A 17,135-nucleotide genomic window follows, 5' to 3' on the forward strand; every position below is an offset into this window, starting at 1 on the left:
GTGAGATGACCGACTCCGCGGAACGCACGGCGGACGGCGCGGACCGGGTCCAGCGGGCGCTGCGCACCCTGCTGGAGGAACGCGACCGCCTCCGGCGCGAGAACGACGCCCTCAAGGCCGCCCGGGACGAACCCGTCGCCGTCGTCGCCATGGCCTGCCGCTACCCGGGTGGCGTCTCCTCGCCCGAGGACCTGTGGAAGGTGTTGCGCGACGGCCTGGACGTCGTGGGCGACTTCCCCGCCGACCGCGGCTGGCGGGACGTCTACGACCCCGACCCGGACGCCACCGGAAGCTCCCGCACCCGGCAGGGCGGCTTCCTGAAGGACGTGGCGGACTTCGACGCCGACTTCTTCAACATCAGCCCGCGCGAGGCCCTGGCCGTCGACCCGCACCACCGACTGCTGCTGGAGACCTCCTGGGAGGTGTTCGAGCGGGCCGGTATCGTCCCCGCCGACGTGCGCGGCACCGACGTCGGCGTCTTCTCCGGGGTCAGCTCCTCCGAGTACGGCTGGCGCTTCCTGGAGGGCCGGCACAAGGAACTGGAGGGCTACCTGCTGTACGGCAGCGCACTCAGCGTGGCGTCCGGCCGCGTGGCCTACGAACTGGGGCTGACGGGTCCGGCCGTGTCGGTGGACACCGCCTGCTCCTCGTCGCTGGTGGCCCTGCACATGGCCGTGCAGTCGCTGCGCTCGGGGGAGTGCTCCCTGGCGCTGGCCGGCGGCGCGCTGGTGATGGCGACGCCGTCGATGTTCGTGGAGTTCTCCCGCCAGGGCGCCCTGTCCGCCGAGGGCCGCTGCAAGGCGTTCGCGGACGGGGCCGACGGGACCGGATGGGCCGAGGGCGTGGGCGTGCTGCTGCTGGAGCGGCTGTCCGACGCCCGCCGCAACGGCCACCCCGTGCTGGCCGTCGTCCGCGGCAGCGCCGTCAACCAGGACGGCGCCAGCAACGGGCTGACCGCGCCCAACGGCCGGGCGCAGGAGAAGGTGATCCGCCAGGCCCTGGCCAACGCGGGCGTCGCCCCCGGCGAGGTGGACCTCGTCGAGGCGCACGGCACCGGCACCACCCTGGGCGACCCCATCGAGGCGGCCGCGCTGCTGGCGGCCTACGGCCGGGACCGGCCGGCGGACCGGCCGCTGTGGCTGGGCTCGCTGAAGTCGAACATGGGCCACGCCCAGGCCGCCGCCGGCGTCGGCGGGGTCATCAAGGCCGTCCTGGCGATGCGGCACGGGTACATGCCCAAGACCCTCCACGTCGACGCCCCCTCACGCCATGTCGACTGGTCCTCCGGGGCGGTCGAACTGCTGGGGGAGGGCCGCCCGTGGGCCCGGCGCGACGGTCCCCGGCGGGCCGGGGTGTCCTCCTTCGGCGTCAGCGGCACCAACGTCCACGTCGTGCTGGAGGAGGCGCCGCGCGCGCAGCCGTCCGCAGAGCAGCGGCCCGGCGCGGGCGTCACCGGCGGCCTGGTGCCCTGGGTGCTGTCCGCCAAGACCGCCGAGGCCCTGCGCGGCCAGGCGGCCAGACTGCGCGACTTCCTCACCGCCGGGGCCGACACCGCCGGCGCCGATTCCGGCCATGGCGTCGCCGCCGATGCTGCCGCGGTCGTCGAAGCCGAAGCCGAAGCAGGAGCCGAAGCGGGAGCCGACTACGACGCCGCCGTCGGCTGGTCGCTGGCGTCGGGCCGCTCGCGCTTCGAGCACCGCGCGGTGGTGCTCGGACGCGGCCGGGACGAACTGCTCGGCGGGCTGGACGCGTTGAGCCGGGGCGCCGAGTCGCCCGCGGTGATGACCGGCAGCACCGCCGCACTCGGCGGCGTCGCGTTCGTCTTCCCTGGCCAGGGCTCGCAGTGGGCCGGCATGGGCCGGCAGCTGTACGAGACCTTCCCGGTCTTCGCGCGGACCCTCGACGCCTGCGGGGACGCCCTGGCCGAATGGGTCGACTGGTCGCTGCGGGACGTCATACGGGGCGAGGCCGGGGCGCCCGGCCTCGACCGGGTGGACGTCGTGCAGCCGGCGCTGTTCGCGGTCATGGTGTCCACGGCCGCCCTGTGGCGGTCCTGGGGCGTCGAACCGGCCGCGGTGATCGGCCACAGCCAGGGCGAGATCGCCGCCGCCTGTGTCAGCGGCGCACTGTCCCTGCCCGACGCCGCCCGAGTGGTGGCGTTGCGCAGCAAGGCCTTGGTGGACCTGCAGGGCCACGGCGGCATGGCCTCGGTCGCCGAGTCCGCCGACGACGTGGAGCGGCGGCTGGCCCCGTGGGGCGACCGGGTGAACATCGCCGTCGTCAACGGGCCGAGCTCCGTCGTCGTGGCCGGCGAACCGGACGCACTCGACGAGTTCGTCGAGAAGACGAAGGCCGACGGCGCCCAGGCCCGCAGGATCCCCGTCGACTACGCCTCGCACTCCCCGCACGTGGCCCGGGTCCGCGACCAGGTGACCGGCGCACTGGCCGGAGTGCGGCCGAGAACCTCGGACCTGCCCTTCTGCTCGACGCTGTACGGCGAGGTCGTCGACACGGCGAAGCTGAACGCCCGGTACTGGTACGACAACCTGCGCGAGAAGGTCCTGTTCGAGACGTCCGTGCGGCGGCTGGCCGACGACGGCTTCCGGGTGTTCATCGAGATGGGCCCGCACCCGGTCCTCACCGTCCCCGTGCAGGAGACCCTGGAGGACCTGGACGACGCACTGGTGCTGTCGTCCTCACGGCGCGAGAGCGACGAGGTCCGGGCCCTGCTCGGCTCGCTGGCCCGGCTCCACGTCCGCGGCGGACGGGTGGACTGGGACGCCCTGTTCGCCACGCGCCGCCGCGTCGACCTCCCGACGTACGCCTTCCAGCGGCGGCGTTACTGGCTCAGCTCCTCGCCCGCCGCGGCGCCCGAGGCCGAGCTGCCCGCCGGACCGCCACCGCCCCCCGAGGAGCAGGCCGTTCCCCTGCCGGAGCGGATCGCGGCCCTGCCCGGAGCCGACGCACAGGCCCTGGTGCTGGAGCACGTGCGGGAGAAGGTCGCCGTCGTCCTCGGGCACACCTCGGCCGACCTCGTCGGCCCCGACCAGGAGTTCAAGGAGCTGGGCTTCGACTCGCTGCTGTCGGCCGAGCTGAGCAAGCGCCTCACCGCCTCGACCGGACTGAAGCTGAGGGCGAACCTGGTGCTGCGGCATCCCTCGCCGCGGCGCATCGCCGGACACATCCTGTCCTCGCTCGCGGCGTAGCGCGTCCCGCCGGCGGGACACGGCAAGAGCCGCGGTCCCACCGTCCCGCCGGGCACCGACGAGTGTTGAACGGCCGACCCGCCTCCCGGAGGGTGGAGGTGATCCGACCAGTGCCGAAATACCGGGCCATTTTGCTGAGGGGTTGATTCGTGTGCCTTCGTTCGGTGCGTCGTCCGCGCACAGAGGCATGTGGCGAGCGCAGGAGATGGCTCCCGACACGCCGAACCACGCGCTGACCATGTGGGACGTGCACGGCGCGCTGGACGCGGCCGTCATGGAGGCCGCCTTCCTGCACGTGATGGGGGAGGCGGAGGTACTGCGCGTCACCTTCGTCGACGACGGGAGCGGACTGCGCCTGGTCCCCCGCGAACTCGGCGACTGGCGGCCGTTCTTCTGGGACCTGACCGCCGAGGCGGACCCCGAGCAGGCCGCCCGCGCGGCCCTGGCCGACCTGGTGCGCCGGCCGTTCGACCTCGGACGCGACCTGCTGTTCCGGCTGGGCGTGGTCCGGCTCGCCGGCGACCGTTCCCTGCTGGTGATCGCCTACCACCATCTCGTGTCCGACGGGTTCGGCGCCGGCGGACTGCTCTCCCGGCGCCTCGCCGAGGTCTACACGGCCCTGGCACGCGGCGAGCGGGTGCCCGAGCTGCCGCACCCGTGGGACACCGCCTCCTTCGCCGACGAGGCGGTGCACTACCTCGCCTCGCCGAAGTTCACCGAGGACATGACCTTCTGGGGCGACTACCTCAAGGACGCGCCCCCGCCCGCCCAGGTGCCCCGCGTGACGCTGTCCGAGGAGCGCCGCACCGCCCTGTCCCGGCCGCTGGGCAGCGCCGACCGCTGGGCTGAGGTGGCCGACGCCATCGGCATGGTGAGCCGCACCCTGACCGTCCCGCGTGCCGAGGCCGACCGGTGGACCGAGGCGGCGCGGTCCATGGGCGTGTGGCTGTCGCAGATGCTGACCGCCGCCGCGGCCGTGTACCTGCGCCACCGCTGCGAACGCCCGGAGTTCCTGCTGTCCCTCGCCGTCGGCAACCGCGTCGGCGTGGCTGCCCGGACACCCGGCCTGGCCGTGAACGTGGTGCCGGTACGGGTGAAGGTCCCGCTCGGTGCGACGTTCACCGAGATCGCCGAGTCCCTCGTCGACGAGACGTACGAGGTCTTCGACCACACCGCCTGCCACTACTCCGACATCCAGCGCGCGAGCGGCACCGCCCTCAGCGGCCGGGGCAGCTTCGGCGCCGTCGTGAACGTCGTCGAGTTCGCGGAACAACTGCACTTCGGCGACAGCCCGGCCCGCTACTCGGGCGCGACCACCGGCACCTTCGAGGAGCTGTCCATCGGCGTCTACACCGACGGCAGCCCCGGCAGCGACCTGTTCATCCGGCTCGACGCCCCCACCGGCCTGTACGACCGCGCCGAACTGCGCTTCGTCGGCGAGGAACTGATCTCCTTCGTCCGGGCCGCGCTGGACGCCGGCGCCCGGCCGGTCGGCACGCTGGACGTGACCGGCGGCGAGGAACGGGACCGGGTGCTCGCGGCACCCGACTCGTCCGGGGCGCCGCTGCCGGGCCTGACCGTCCCGCACCTGTTCACCCGGCAGGCCGAACGGACCCCCGACGCCGTCGCGCTGGTCGCCGGCGACACCCAGGTCTCCTACCGTCAGCTGGACGAGCGGTCCGGCCGGCTGGCCACGGCGCTGCGCCACCGGGACGTCGGCCCCGAGACGGTCGTCGCGGTGGCGCTGCCCCGGTCGGTGGACCTGGCCGTCGCCCTGCTGGCGGTGGCGAAGGCAGGCGCAGCCGCACTGGCCCTCGACCCGGCGGCCGCGGCCGACGCCACACCGGCACACCTGCTGCTCACCGGCACCGCCACGGCCGGCACGCTCCCGGCCCGCCCGGTCCTGCCGGTGCTGGTCCTGGAGGACCTGACCACCGACGGCACCGGCGAGGCCGGCTCCACCGTCCCCGACGCCGCCCGGCTCCACCCCGACAGTGCGGTGGCCGTGCTGCACGGCACCGGCCCGGACGGTGCCGCGAGGCCCGTCGCGGTGACCCACCGCGCCGTCGAGCGGTTCGTCACGGACCGCCGCTGTCGGGACGCCGGCCGCGGCACCGTCCTGTGGCACGCGCCGCACGCCTGCGACGCGCTCGCCCTGGAGCTGTGGACGCCCCTGCTGAACGGCGGCCGGGTCGTCGTGGCCCCCGAAGGGGAGCTCGACAGCGACGCGTCGACCGGACTGCGTGCGGCCCACGGCATCACCACACTGTGGCTGCCCGCCTCCCGCCTCACCGAGCTCGCGGCCGCACACCCCGAGCGTCTGACCGGACTGCGGGAGGTGTGGACGGGCGGCGACCGCGTCCCCGCGGCCGCGCTGCGCCGGATCCGCGAGGCCTGCCCCGGGCTGACGGTCGTCACCGGGCACGGCGGGGCGGAGACGACGGGCCCCGCCGCCGTCCGGCACCTGCCCCCCGGCGAAGCCGTCCCCGCGTCGGACACGATCGGCCGTGCCGGGGACCACACCGCCCTGTACGTGCTCGGCCCCGGCCTGACCCCGGTCCCCGTCGACGTGACCGGTGAACTGTACGTGGCCGGTCCCGGTGTGGCCCGCGGCTACCCCGGGCGGCCTGCGGCGACCGCGGAACGCTTCGTGCCCTGCCCCTACGGCCCGCCTGGGACGCGCATGTACCGCACCGGGGAGCGGGTGCGGCCGACGGCCGACGGCCGGCTCGTCCACGTCGGCCACGCCGGCACCGCCGCGGACGTGCGCGGGGTGCGCGTCGAACCGGCCGAGGTCGAGCAGGCGCTGTCCGAACACGCCGATGTGGCACAGGCCGTCGTGGCCGTCACGGACGACGGCAGCGGGCAGCAGCGCCTGGCGGCCTGCGTGGTGCCCCTGCCCGGCACGGCCGTGTCCGCCGACGACCTGCGCCGGTTCGCCGCGGCACGGCTGCCGGAACCCCTGGTGCCGGCGGCGTTCACCGTCCTGGACCGCCTGCCGCTCACCACGGGCGGGCGGGTGGACCGGGCCGCGCTGCCCCGGCCCGCCTCCGACGACGACACCCGCCGCGCCCCGCGCAACGAGACCGAACGGATCCTCGCCCGGGCCTTCGCCGAGGTGCTGGACGTGGACCGGGTCGGCATCGACGAGGACTTCTTCGACCTCGGCGGCAATTCGCTGCGGGCGATCCGGCTGGTCGGGCTGATCCGGGCGGAGCTGAACCAGGAGGTGTCCATCCGCAAGCTGTTCACGGCCCGCACCGTCCTCGCACTGTCGGACGTGTGCAAGGACCTCGGCCGCTCCAGCCGCCCGGCGCTGCGCCGACGCACGAAGGAGGGCGCGGTCCTCTGACGCGCGACGCCGCCCGGGGCGGCACGGACCAGTGTCCGTGCCGCCCCGGGCGGTCGTCCGGCCCCGACGGCCGGTCAGGAGGCGGGCGCCCCGGTGAGGAGCTCCTCGGTGACGACCGCCGCCACGTCGCCGGGCCGGTCGTAGAGGTAGAAGTGACCGCCGGGGAAGACCTTCACCGCCACGTCCCCGCGGCTGTGCGCCCGCCACGTCTCCGCCTGCTCCACCGTCACCACCGGATCGCTGTCCCCGACCAGCACGGTCAGCGGCGCGGTCAGCGGCTCGGCCGCGCGCCAGGTGTACGCGCCGAGCGACCGGTAGTCGGCGCGCAACGCAGGCAGCACCATCTCCATCATGTCCGGGTCGTCCAGCATCGACTGGTCGGTGCCGCCCAGCCTGCGCACCTCGGCGAGCACGTCCTCGTCGTCGTAGTGCCCGAAGTGGGCCGTGCTGTGCGCGTCCGGTGCGCCCCGACCGGACAGGAACAGCCGCTGCGGCCCCGGCAGCGGGCCCCGGGCGAGCAGCCGGGCCGTCTCGAACGCCACCAGCGAGCCCATGCTGTGGCCGAACAGCGCGTAGGGCCGCCCCGGGTCCGCGGTCAGCACTCGGGCAAGCTCCTCGGCCACCGCTTCGGCGAGCACGGTCAGATCGGTGAAGGGCACCTCGCGGTGCCGGTCCTGACGGCCCGGATACTGCACGCACATCACGTCGAGTTCCGCGGGCAGCGCCTGGGCCAGGGTCCTGAACGCCGTCGCCGAACCCCCCGCGTGGGGAAAGCACACGAGCCGCGGCCCGTTCCCCGCAGTGGTGAAGCGCCGGAACCACGTGCTGTTCACAGTGTGTATCCCTTCGTCTGTGCCGGCCGGCCCACGGCAAGGGGCCCGCCGGTGCCCTCGGGGGATGCGGGCACCGGCGGGCGGTCCGTCGCCCCGCGAGGGCCCATGCCCTTCCGTCACCGGAGCTGATACCCAAAGCGTCCCGGTCAAGCCTCGACGGGGGTTCGCGGGACGGTGGAGTGCCGCAGGGGCGGCCGGGGCATCCCGTCGGACCGGCGCGCGAGCCGTCCTCCACCCGTGCCGCGTAGCTTCCGGCGAGGTGCACGACCCGCACCGCGACGCGCGTCCGCCGCAGCGTCCGCCCGCGCCGGCGGACCAGCCCCCAGCCCCGACAGGAGCGACACAGAATGTCCGTGGTAGCCAACTCCCCCGGGACGGCAGGGACGGGCGGCAAGCACGTCCGTCGTCTGGAGCGGGTGGTCATCAGGTTCGCGGGTGACTCGGGTGACGGCATGCAGCTCACCGGTGACCGTTTCACGTCGGAGACGGCGTCGTTCGGCAATGATCTGTCGACGTTGCCGAACTTCCCGGCGGAGATCCGGGCGCCTGCCGGGACGCTGCCGGGTGTGTCGTCGTTCCAGTTGCATTTCGCCGATCACGACATCCTGACCCCCGGTGATGCGCCGAACGTGCTGGTGGCGATGAACCCGGCGGCGTTGAAGGCGAACCTGGGGGATCTGCCGCGGGGCGCGGAGATCATCGTGAACACCGACGAGTTCACCAAGCGGGCGATGCAGAAGGTCGGCTACGCGTCCTCGCCGCTGGAGGACGGGTCGCTGGACGGCTACAGCGTGCATCCGGTGCCGTTGACGACGTTGACGGTGGAGGCTTTGCGGGAGTTCGATCTGAGCCGCAAGGAGGCCGAGCGCAGTAGGAACATGTTCGCGCTGGGGCTGCTGAGCTGGATGTATCACCGGCCCACGGAGGGCACGGAGAGGTTCTTGCGGTCGAAGTTCGCGAAGAAGCCCGACATCGCCGCGGCAAATATCGCGGCGTTCCGGGCGGGCTGGAACTTCGGGGAGACGACGGAGGACTTCGCGGTCTCCTATGAGGTGGCTCCGGCGGCGACGGCGTTCCCGCCGGGTGTGTACCGCAACATCTCCGGGAACCTGGCCTTGTCCTACGGGCTGGTGGCGGCGTCGCGGCAGGCGGATCTGCCGCTGTATCTGGGGTCGTATCCGATCACACCGGCTTCGGACATCCTGCACGAGTTGAGCCGGCACAAGAATTTCGGGGTGCGCACGTTCCAGGCCGAGGACGAGATCGCGGGGATCGGGGCGGCGCTGGGCGCGGCGTTCGGCGGGTCGCTGGCGGTGACGACGACGTCCGGTCCGGGGGTGGCGCTGAAGAGCGAGACGATCGGTCTGGCGGTGTCGCTGGAGCTGCCGCTGCTGATCGTGGACATTCAGCGCGGTGGGCCGTCGACGGGGTTGCCGACCAAGACCGAGCAGGCGGATCTGCTGCAGGCGATGTTCGGGCGCAACGGTGAGGCGCCGGTGCCGGTGGTGGCGCCGCGTACCCCGGCGGACTGCTTCGAGGCGGCGCTGGAGGCGGCGCGGATCGCGCTGACGTATCGCACGCCGGTGTTCTTGCTGTCCGACGGGTATCTGGCCAACGGCTCCGAGCCGTGGCGGGTCCCGGATCTGGAGGAACTGCCGGATCTGCGGGTGCAGTTCGCCCAGGGCCCCAACCACACGCTGGAGGACGGTGCGGAGGTGTTCTGGCCGTACAAGCGGGACCCGCAGACCCTGGCCCGGCCGTGGGCGGTCCCGGGCACGCCGGGGCTGGAGCACCGCATCGGCGGCATCGAGAAGCAGGACGGCACGGGCAACATCTCCTACGACCCGGCCAACCACGACTTCATGGTCCGCACCCGCCAGGCCAAGATCGACGGCATCGACGTGGCCGACCTCGAGGTCGACGACCCCGACGGCGCGCGGACCCTGGTGCTGGGCTGGGGCTCCACCTACGGGCCGATCACCGCGGCCGTCCGCCGCCTGCGTGCCGACGGGGAACCGATCGCCCAGGCGCATCTGCGCCACCTGAACCCCTTCCCGCGCAACCTCGGTGAGGTCCTGGCCCGCTACCAGCGCGTCGTCGTCCCCGAGATGAACCTCGGCCAGCTGGCGCTGCTGCTGCGCGCCGGATATCTGGTCGACGTCCATTCCCACCACCAGGTCAACGGCATGCCGTTCAAGGCGCAGCAGCTCGCCGACGCACTGCGGGGGTTCCTCCATGAGAACTGAACTGAAGCTTTCCGCCCGGGACTTCAAGTCCGATCAGGAAGTGCGCTGGTGCCCGGGCTGCGGCGACTACGCCATCCTCGCCGCGGTGCAGGGCTTCATGCCCGAGCTGGGACTGGCGCGGGAGAACATCGTCTTCGTCTCCGGCATCGGCTGCTCCTCGCGCTTCCCGTACTACATGAACACCTACGGGATGCACTCCATCCACGGCCGTGCCCCGGCCATCGCCACGGGCCTGGCCAGCTCCCGGCGGGACCTGTCGGTGTGGGTGGTCACCGGTGACGGGGACGCGCTGTCCATCGGCGGCAACCACCTGATCCACGCCCTGCGGCGCAACGTCAACCTCAAGATCCTGCTGTTCAACAACCGCATCTACGGCCTGACCAAGGGCCAGTACTCCCCGACCTCCGAGGTCGGCAAGATCACCAAGTCGACGCCGATGGGCTCGCTGGACGCCCCGTTCAACCCGGTGTCGCTGGCGATCGGCGCGGAGGCCTCGTGCGTGGCCCGCACCGTGGACTCCGACCGCAAGCACCTCACCGAGGTGCTGCGCCAGGCCGCCGCCCACGAGGGCACCGCCCTGATCGAGATCTACCAGAACTGCAACATCTTCAACGACGGCGCCTTCGACGCCCTCAAGGACAAGCAGCAGGCCGAGGAGGCCGTGATCCGCCTGGAGCACGGACAGCCGATCCGCTTCGGCGCCGGCCAGGCCAAGGGCGTCGTGCGCGACCAGCTGACCGGGGACCTGACCGTCGTCACGGTGACGCCGGAGAACGAGGGGCAGATCCTCGTCCACGACGCCCACGCGGCCTCGCCGACCACGGCGTTCGCGCTGTCCCGGCTGGCCGACCCCGACACCCTGCACCACACCCCGATCGGTGTGTTCCGCTCGGTCGACCGGCCCGTCTACGACACCCAGATGGCCGACCAGCTGGACCAGGCCGTCGAGCAGCACGGCAAGGGCGATCTGGCGGCACTGCTGGCGGGCGGCGACACCTGGACCGTCGTCGGCTGACCCCGGCGGCCGACGCGAAGCGGCCCGGTGCGACCTGGTCGAGGTCGCGCCGGGCCGCTGCCACGGGAGCGAGGTGGGTCAGTGCACGAGGTCCGGCTCGCCGTCCGGGCTGCTCCGAGGTGCGGGCGGTGTGGCGGACTTCAGGCGCTGCTGCAGCTTCTCGCCCTCCACGTCGACGTCGGGCAGCAGCCGGTCGAGCCAGCGCGGCAGCCACCAAGCGGCGTTCCCGAGCAGGGAGTGCACGGCAGGCACGATCATCATGCGGACCACGAAGGCGTCGAACAGGACGGCCGCGGCGAGGCCGAAGCCCATCATGGCGACCAGGTCCTCGGCCTCGAAGATGAAGCCCGAGAAGACGCTGATCATGATGATCGCGGCGGCCACGACCACCCGTCCGCTGTGCCGGAAGCCCGTGACGACGGCGGTCTCGGCCGAGGCGCCGTGCACGTAGGCCTCTCGCATCCGGGTGACCAGGAAGACCTCGTAGTCCATGGCGAGGCCGAACACCACGCCGATCATGAAGATCGGCAGTGTGGTCAGGATCGGGCCGGTCTGCTCGACGCCGAAGAAGCCGGAGGCCCAGCCGAGCTGGAACACCGCGACCAGGGCGCCGAGCGCCGCGCTCACGGAGAGCAGGAAGCCGAGCGCCGCCTTCAGCGGGACCAGCACCGAGCGGAAGACCAGCAGCAGCAGGAGGAAGGCCAGACCGACCACCAGGCCCAGGTAGGGCAGCAGCGCGTCGGACAGGGTCCGCGAGAAGTCGATGACCAGCGCGGTCTGACCGGTCACGAGGATCTCCGTGGCACCCGAGGACGCCTCGAGCTCCGCCGCCCGCGCGCGGATGTCCTTGACGAGGTCCTCGGTGGCGCTGTCGGTCGGGCCGGTCTTCGGCACGATGCTGAAGATGGCGGTGTCACCTGCCTTGTTGGCGGTGGCCGGGGACACCGAGGCGATGCCGCCGTCCTTCTTCAGTTCCGCGCCGACCTTGTCGCCGGCGGCGGCCGCGTCCTCGCCCTCGACCGTGACCGTCAGCGGTCCGTTGAACCCGGGACCGAACGAGTCGGACAGCAGGTCGTAGGCCTTGCGCTGGGTGGTGTCGGTCGCCATCGTGCCCTCGCCGGGCAGGCCCAGTTCCAGCTTGGTGGCGGGCAGGGCGAGCGCGCCGAGGCCGACCACCGCGAGGAGCAGCACCCCGAGCGGGCGGCGCACCACGAAGGAGGCCCAGCGGGTGGACAGGGCGGGCTTGGTCCGCGCGGCCAGCTTGGCGGCCTTCTCCTCGGACTTGCGCAGCTTGCGCGCCGACAGCGGCTTCTTGACCCGCACGAGGCGCCGGTCGGCGACCCGCAGGACGCGGCGGGGCGCGAAGCCGAGCAGGGCCGGTACGAAGGTGACCGCGATCAGTACGGCGACGGCGACGGTGCCCGCCGCGGCGAGTGCCATCTTGGTGAGGATCGGGATGCCGACGACCGCGAGGCCGCCCAGCGCGATGATGACGGTGAGTCCGGCGAAGACGACGGCCGAACCTGCGGTGCCGGTGGCGATGCCCGCGGCCTCCTGCGGCGTGCGGCCCTCGGCGACCTCGGAGCGGTAGCGGGAGACGATGAAGAGGGCGTAGTCGATGCCGACCGCGAGGCCGATCATCATCGCCAGGGTGGAGGTCGTGGCGGACAGGCCCAGCGTGGAGCCCAGGGCGGTGATGGCGGAGACGCCGACGCCCACGCCGATCAGGGCGGTCAGCAGCGGCATGCCGGCGGCGATCACCGAACCGAAGGTGAGGAACAGCACGAGGGCGGAGACGAGGACGCCGGCCTGTTCGCCGGTGCCGGAGACGCTCTGCTCGATCGGGACGGCGTCACCGCCGGCCTCCACGGTCAGTCCGCCGTCGCGTGCCCGGTCGGTGGCCTCGGTGAGCGCGTCGTGCGCCTCGTCGGTGAGTTCGGGCGCGGCGACCTCGTAGGAGACCACCGCGTACGCGGTGCGACCGTCCCGGCTGATGGTTCCGGCGGCGAACGGGTCGGCGACGCGCGCCACTTGGGGAGCCTCGCGGAGTTCGCTGAGGAGCTTGCCGATCGCCGGCTTCTCGTCGGCGATCGCCGTGCCCTCGGGTGCCCGGATCACCACACGGGCGGTGGCGCCGTCGGCGCCTGCGTCGGGGAACTTCTCCTCGAGCAGGTCGAACGCCTTCTGCGACTCGGTGCCCGGCATCGAGAACTGTTCGGTCGGCGGGGTGGGCGCCGAGGACGCCGCGGCACCGACGCCGACGACGATCAGCACCCACAGCAGGGTCATGAGGCCGCGTCGCCGGAAGGCTGAACGACCGAGTCTGTACAGGAAGGTAGCCACGGGTAACCGCACTTCCGTCGAGTGGAGGGAGGAGGATCCGGATGGGCCGACCGCCCTGGGTCCGGGGCGGCGGCTCCGACACGTACCCACGGTGTCCTCGCGCGCGGGCGAGGGGCCGTGTTCTGTGGCGGTACAGGAGTGGTGCTCGAGCGATCGTCGAGCGGGCGAGCCGGTCCCGGCCGACGGCCGTGCCCGAAGCGCCCGTTCGGCTAGGCCGCCGTGGCCAGGGCGGGCACGCCCGCCGTGGCCCTGGGCGTCAGGGGACGTACGGCCGGGCCGCGGCGGACGGCGAAGACGCAGCAGCGCAGGACGAGGAAGCGGCCGGTACCGGCGAGCCCGGAGGCTCCCAGGTAGACGAGCTGCTCGGTCAGCAGGCCGGGGGTGGGGTGCAGCAGGTGCAGAAGCCCCACGGCGACGGTGGTGGCCAGGTAGGCCGCCGTCGCCGAACCCGCGGACTGCCAGTGCTCACGCCATGCGGCGCGGCGGCCCTGGGCGAAGGTGAAGCGGGCGTGCAGTTCGGTGCACACGAGAGTGGACGCGACGGTGACCGCCGCGTTCGCGGCCACCCACGGCACGACCGCCGCCAGCAGCGGCACGGCGAGCCCGGCGAGGACCCCGGCGCCGCCGCCGAGGAGGACGAAGCGGAGGAAGGAGGCGAAGGGGCCCGGGCGGGCCCCGGCCGCCCCGGCGGGCGGTGGTGCGAGCGGCTGCTTCATGGCGGCGTCCTTCCTCTGCGCGCGGCTGCCGAAGGCGCGGTTACAGGCTGCGGGCGGTGATGTCGCCGTACGAGGTGGTGGCGTGGACGGCCAGCTCGGCGGCGGAACCGGCCGTGTTGACGAGGGAGTTGTCGACCCGGCCGTAGCCGGTGCCGGCGTCGAGGGTGGCGGAGGTGCCGCGGGCGGCGCCGACGGTGATGGCCCCCTGCTCGGTGCGCAGGGTGAGCGTGCCGCGCACGGCCTCCCTGACGGTCAGCCCGCCCTTGCGGGTGGTGAGTTCGGCGGTGCCGTCCAGCCGGCCGACCGTGATGTCGCCGGCCTGGAGCGCCAGTCGCGCGGCCGCCGTCTCGTCGAGCTCGACGGTGCCCTGCGCGCCCTCGAAGACGACGTCACCGAGGCGTCCGGTACTGCGGAGTTCACCGTCGGCCACCTTCGCCTCGACGCGCGAGCCGGCCGGCAGTTCGACGGTCACCTCCAGGGAGCCGGAGGCGCCGGTGAGTGGGTGCGCCTCGGTGCGCGTCTCGATGCGCAGCACACCGTCGGCGAAGGTCACCTCGGTCTGCTCCGCCGCCTTGGCGTCCCGGCTCCTGCCGGGGTCCGAGGGCCGGACCTCGACGGTGGTGTCGACCCGGTCGGCGGCCGTGAGCCTGACGCGTCCGGCGGGGACGTCCAGGACGACGGTCACGGGGGAGGGAGTCTTGAACGTCTGCATCTCGGGCTCCTTGCCTGCTGTTTCCGACGATAGAAACGCTACGTTGCATTCAGGGAATCGACAACTGGATTGTTGCGTGAAAGTGCCGTATTGCCTGCTCATCGACGTGAAATCGTTGCAACTGTCCTGAAGATAATGCAACAGGCTGCGCCTTGTTGCGTTGCAATGGATGCAAGTGAACGGTACGTGGAGGCGTGCTGCCGCCGACTGCCGTTGTAGCGCGCCCGGGCGGCTGCGCGGTGCGCGCCGGGCGATCCTCGACCCGCTCTCGAGCAGGGCTGAACCGGTCCTCCGCCGGCTCCGGTGACGGTGGACGGCGACCGCCCCACGTCCGCTCCGAGGAGGCCGCTCATGACCGTGCAGGTGCCGGAACCGGCGGTGGCGCCCGAGGCGCCCGCCCCGCGGGGACGCGGACGGGCCCGTGGTGCCGCCGCCCTCGGCGTGATCGCCGGCTGCAACGCGATGATCCAGCTCGACGACCCGATCGTGAACATCGCGCTGCCCGGCCTGCGCGAGGCGCTCGGGCTGTCCGCCGTGAGCGCCGCATGGGTGATCAACGCCTATCTGCTCAGCTTCGGCGGCCTGTTGCTGCTGGGCGGCCGGGCGGGCGACATCCTGGGCCGCCGCAAGGTCTTCATGGCGGGCGTCGCCCTGTTCACGGCGGCCGCGGCGCTGCGCGGCTTCGCCCAGTCCGCGGAGTTCCTGATCGCCGTACGGGCGGTGCAGGGCGTGGGCGCCGCGCTCGCCGCACCCAGCGGACTCGCCCTGCTGCTCAGCACGTTCACCGAGGGACGCGCCCGCAAGCGGGCGATCGCGGTGTGCACCACGGTGGGCGCCGTGAGCACCGCCGGCGGGCTGCTCCTCGCCGGCGTGCTCACCTCGCTCAGCTCCTGGCGCTGGGTGCTCTACCTCGACGTCCCCCTGGGCCTGGCGATCGTGCTGCTCGCGCCGTTCGTGCTCGACGAGACACCCCGCCATCGCGGCCGATTCGACCTGACCGGCGCCCTGCTGTCCGCGCTCGGCGCCGCCCTGCTGGTCCACGGGCTGGCCCAGGCCGCCGAGCGGGACTGGCGCGACCCGGTGGTCGCCGGGTGCGTCCTCGGTGGCGTCCTGACGCTGGCGGTCTTCGCGGGCGTCGAGCGGCGGGCGCAGCAACCCGTCGTGGCGCCGCGGCTGTTCGCCGACCGTGACCGGCTGCTCGCCTACCTCGGTACGCTCGCCGTGCCCGGCGCCCTGATCGGCACGTACTTCTTCCTCAACCAGTACTTCCAGCAGCAGCACGGCTGGTCGGCCCTGGCCACCGCCGGGGCGCTGCTGCCCCTGCCGGTGACCATGGCCGTGACCGCGGTGGCCGCCGTCCGCCTCGAACGGCGCATCGGCATCCGCCGGTTGTGGGCTGCGGGCGCCGTGCTGCTGATGACCGGGAACCTGTGGCTCTCCGCGCTCTCGGCCGGCGACGGCTACGCCCGGGCGGTGCTGCCGGCTCTGGTGCTGCTCGGTGCGGGCATGGCGTGCTGCGTCCTGCCGCCGACCGTCCTGGCCACGTCGGGGCTGCGCGGCGACGAGGCGGGCACGGCCGCCGGCGTCCTGAACTCCCTTCAGTCCGTGGGTGGCTCGATCGGCCTGGCCACGCTCGTCATGGTCTCCTCGCGCACCGGCGGCATGCCGGGCGGCTTCGCCACCGGGGCGGCGTTCGCGGGCTGCGCCCTGCTCGCGGCACTGCTCCTGAGGCACCGCTGAGCACGGGCCCGGCCGACCCTTTCGGACGGCGCGAACGCTACGTTGCGTTCAGTGCATCGGCAAGAGGTGCAGGCCGAACGAGCAGGTGGAAACTGCAGGTAGCGACGTCGACGCTCGCCTGGCGCACCAAGGGAGCCCTCCTTTCATTGCAATGAATCCGGGCTGAAAGCTATGCTTCCCCTTCACGCACGGCGAAGGAGAACGCGATGCCGGGAGGCAGGCTCACCCAGCAGGAACGCCAGCAGATCGCGCTGGGACTGGCCGACGGCCTTCCCTACGCGGAGATCGCCCGGCGCCTGGACCGGCCCACCTCGACGATCACCCGCGAGGTGATGCGCAACGGCGGCCCCACCGCCTACCGCGCCGACCTCGCCCACCTCGCCACCGAACGCCGTGCCCACCGCCGCCGGCAGGCCGCGCCCCGGGGCGGGCAGCGCACACCCGAGCCCCACGGGCGCGACGCCGAGGCGGTGCGCGCGTACGAGGAGACCCTCACCACCGTCTTCATGGCGTCGGGCATGCCCAAGATGATGTCCAGGGTGCTGGTCTGCCTCTACACCACCGACGAGGGCAGCCTCACCGCCGCCGAACTCGTCCAGCGCCTCCAGGTCAGCCCGGCCTCCATCTCCAAGGCCATCGCGTTCCTGGAGAGCCAGGGCCTGGTCCGGCGGGAGCGCGACGAACGCCGCCGCGAGCGCTACGTCGTGGGCGACGACGTCTGGTACCAGTCGATGATCGCCAGCGCCCGCTCCCTCACCCAGGTCGTCGAGGTCTCCCGGCAGGGCATCGGCGTCCTCGGTCCCGGCACCCCGGCCGCCAAACGCCTGGAGAACGTCGCCCGTTTCCTCGACTTCGTCCAGGAGAGCACCATCCGCGCCGCCGAACAGGCGCGCGAGGTCCTGCACACCCGCTCGGAAGCGGCGCGGGACGACACCCCGGCGCGGCCCTGACCGCCCCCGCGGCGACGGCTCG

At 73.1% G+C, this 17,135-nt stretch carries 10 protein-coding genes; 6 read left to right on the plus strand and 4 right to left on the minus strand.

The window, feature by feature from the left end:
• Positions 1-5 precede the first annotated feature (5 nt).
• Together ACZ6ZN_RS30280 and ACZ6ZN_RS30285 are read left to right on the plus strand one after the other, a co-directional pair.
• Entirely contained in the window at positions 6-3,206 is a 3,201-nt protein-coding gene (locus ACZ6ZN_RS30280) for a type I polyketide synthase (protein WP_469651152.1), read from the plus strand.
• A gap of 151 nt (positions 3,207-3,357) precedes the next feature.
• Positions 3,358-6,558 carry an AMP-binding protein gene (locus ACZ6ZN_RS30285; RefSeq protein ID WP_469651154.1) on the plus strand — a complete coding sequence of 1,067 codons (3,201 nt, stop codon included), beginning with the start codon at positions 3,358-3,360 and terminating at the stop codon, positions 6,556-6,558.
• Between the two features lie 74 nt (positions 6,559-6,632).
• Here the strand turns inward: ACZ6ZN_RS30285 and ACZ6ZN_RS30290 are convergent, their stop codons facing one another.
• Positions 6,633-7,391, minus strand: a complete 759-nt coding sequence (locus ACZ6ZN_RS30290) for a thioesterase II family protein (RefSeq protein WP_398107138.1) — start codon at positions 7,389-7,391, stop codon at positions 6,633-6,635.
• A 347-nt stretch (positions 7,392-7,738) separates the two neighbouring features.
• Between ACZ6ZN_RS30290 and ACZ6ZN_RS30295 the strand changes: the two genes are divergently transcribed.
• Positions 7,739-9,637: a 2-oxoacid:acceptor oxidoreductase subunit alpha gene (locus ACZ6ZN_RS30295; protein WP_469651156.1), complete on the plus strand. Its 1,899-nt coding sequence runs from the start codon at positions 7,739-7,741 to the stop codon at positions 9,635-9,637.
• Positions 9,627-10,652 carry a 2-oxoacid:ferredoxin oxidoreductase subunit beta gene (locus tag ACZ6ZN_RS30300; protein ID WP_469651160.1) on the plus strand — a complete coding sequence of 342 codons (1,026 nt, stop codon included), beginning with the start codon at positions 9,627-9,629 and terminating at the stop codon, positions 10,650-10,652. Before ACZ6ZN_RS30295 ends, ACZ6ZN_RS30300 begins: the two co-directional genes overlap by 11 nt.
• 78 nt (positions 10,653-10,730) lie before the next feature.
• On the opposite strand, the gene ACZ6ZN_RS30305 is transcribed toward ACZ6ZN_RS30300, so the two are convergent.
• From ACZ6ZN_RS30305 to ACZ6ZN_RS30315, 3 genes are all read right to left on the minus strand, one after another.
• A complete protein-coding gene (locus tag ACZ6ZN_RS30305; protein WP_469651162.1) occupies positions 10,731-12,995 on the minus strand; it encodes an MMPL family transporter in 2,265 nt (754 codons plus the stop codon).
• A gap of 209 nt (positions 12,996-13,204) precedes the next feature.
• Positions 13,205-13,711, minus strand: coding sequence for a GtrA family protein (locus tag ACZ6ZN_RS30310; protein ID WP_469651164.1), 507 nt, complete (start codon positions 13,709-13,711; stop codon positions 13,205-13,207).
• 40 nt (positions 13,712-13,751) lie between these two features.
• A complete protein-coding gene (locus ACZ6ZN_RS30315) occupies positions 13,752-14,423 on the minus strand; it encodes a DUF4097 family beta strand repeat-containing protein (RefSeq protein WP_469651166.1) in 672 nt (223 codons plus the stop codon).
• Positions 14,424-14,774: 351 nt separating this feature from the next.
• Between ACZ6ZN_RS30315 and ACZ6ZN_RS30320 the strand changes: the two genes are divergently transcribed.
• A complete protein-coding gene (locus tag ACZ6ZN_RS30320) occupies positions 14,775-16,163 on the plus strand; it encodes an MFS transporter (protein ID WP_469651168.1) in 1,389 nt (462 codons plus the stop codon).
• Between the two features lie 206 nt (positions 16,164-16,369).
• Positions 16,370-17,113 (plus strand): GbsR/MarR family transcriptional regulator, encoded by a 744-nt coding sequence (locus tag ACZ6ZN_RS30325; RefSeq protein ID WP_469651171.1) that lies wholly within the window; start codon positions 16,370-16,372, stop codon positions 17,111-17,113.
• Positions 17,114-17,135: the final 22 nt, after the last annotated feature.

The sequence above is a fragment of the Streptomyces sp. NPDC053665 genome (genome assembly GCF_055585285.1).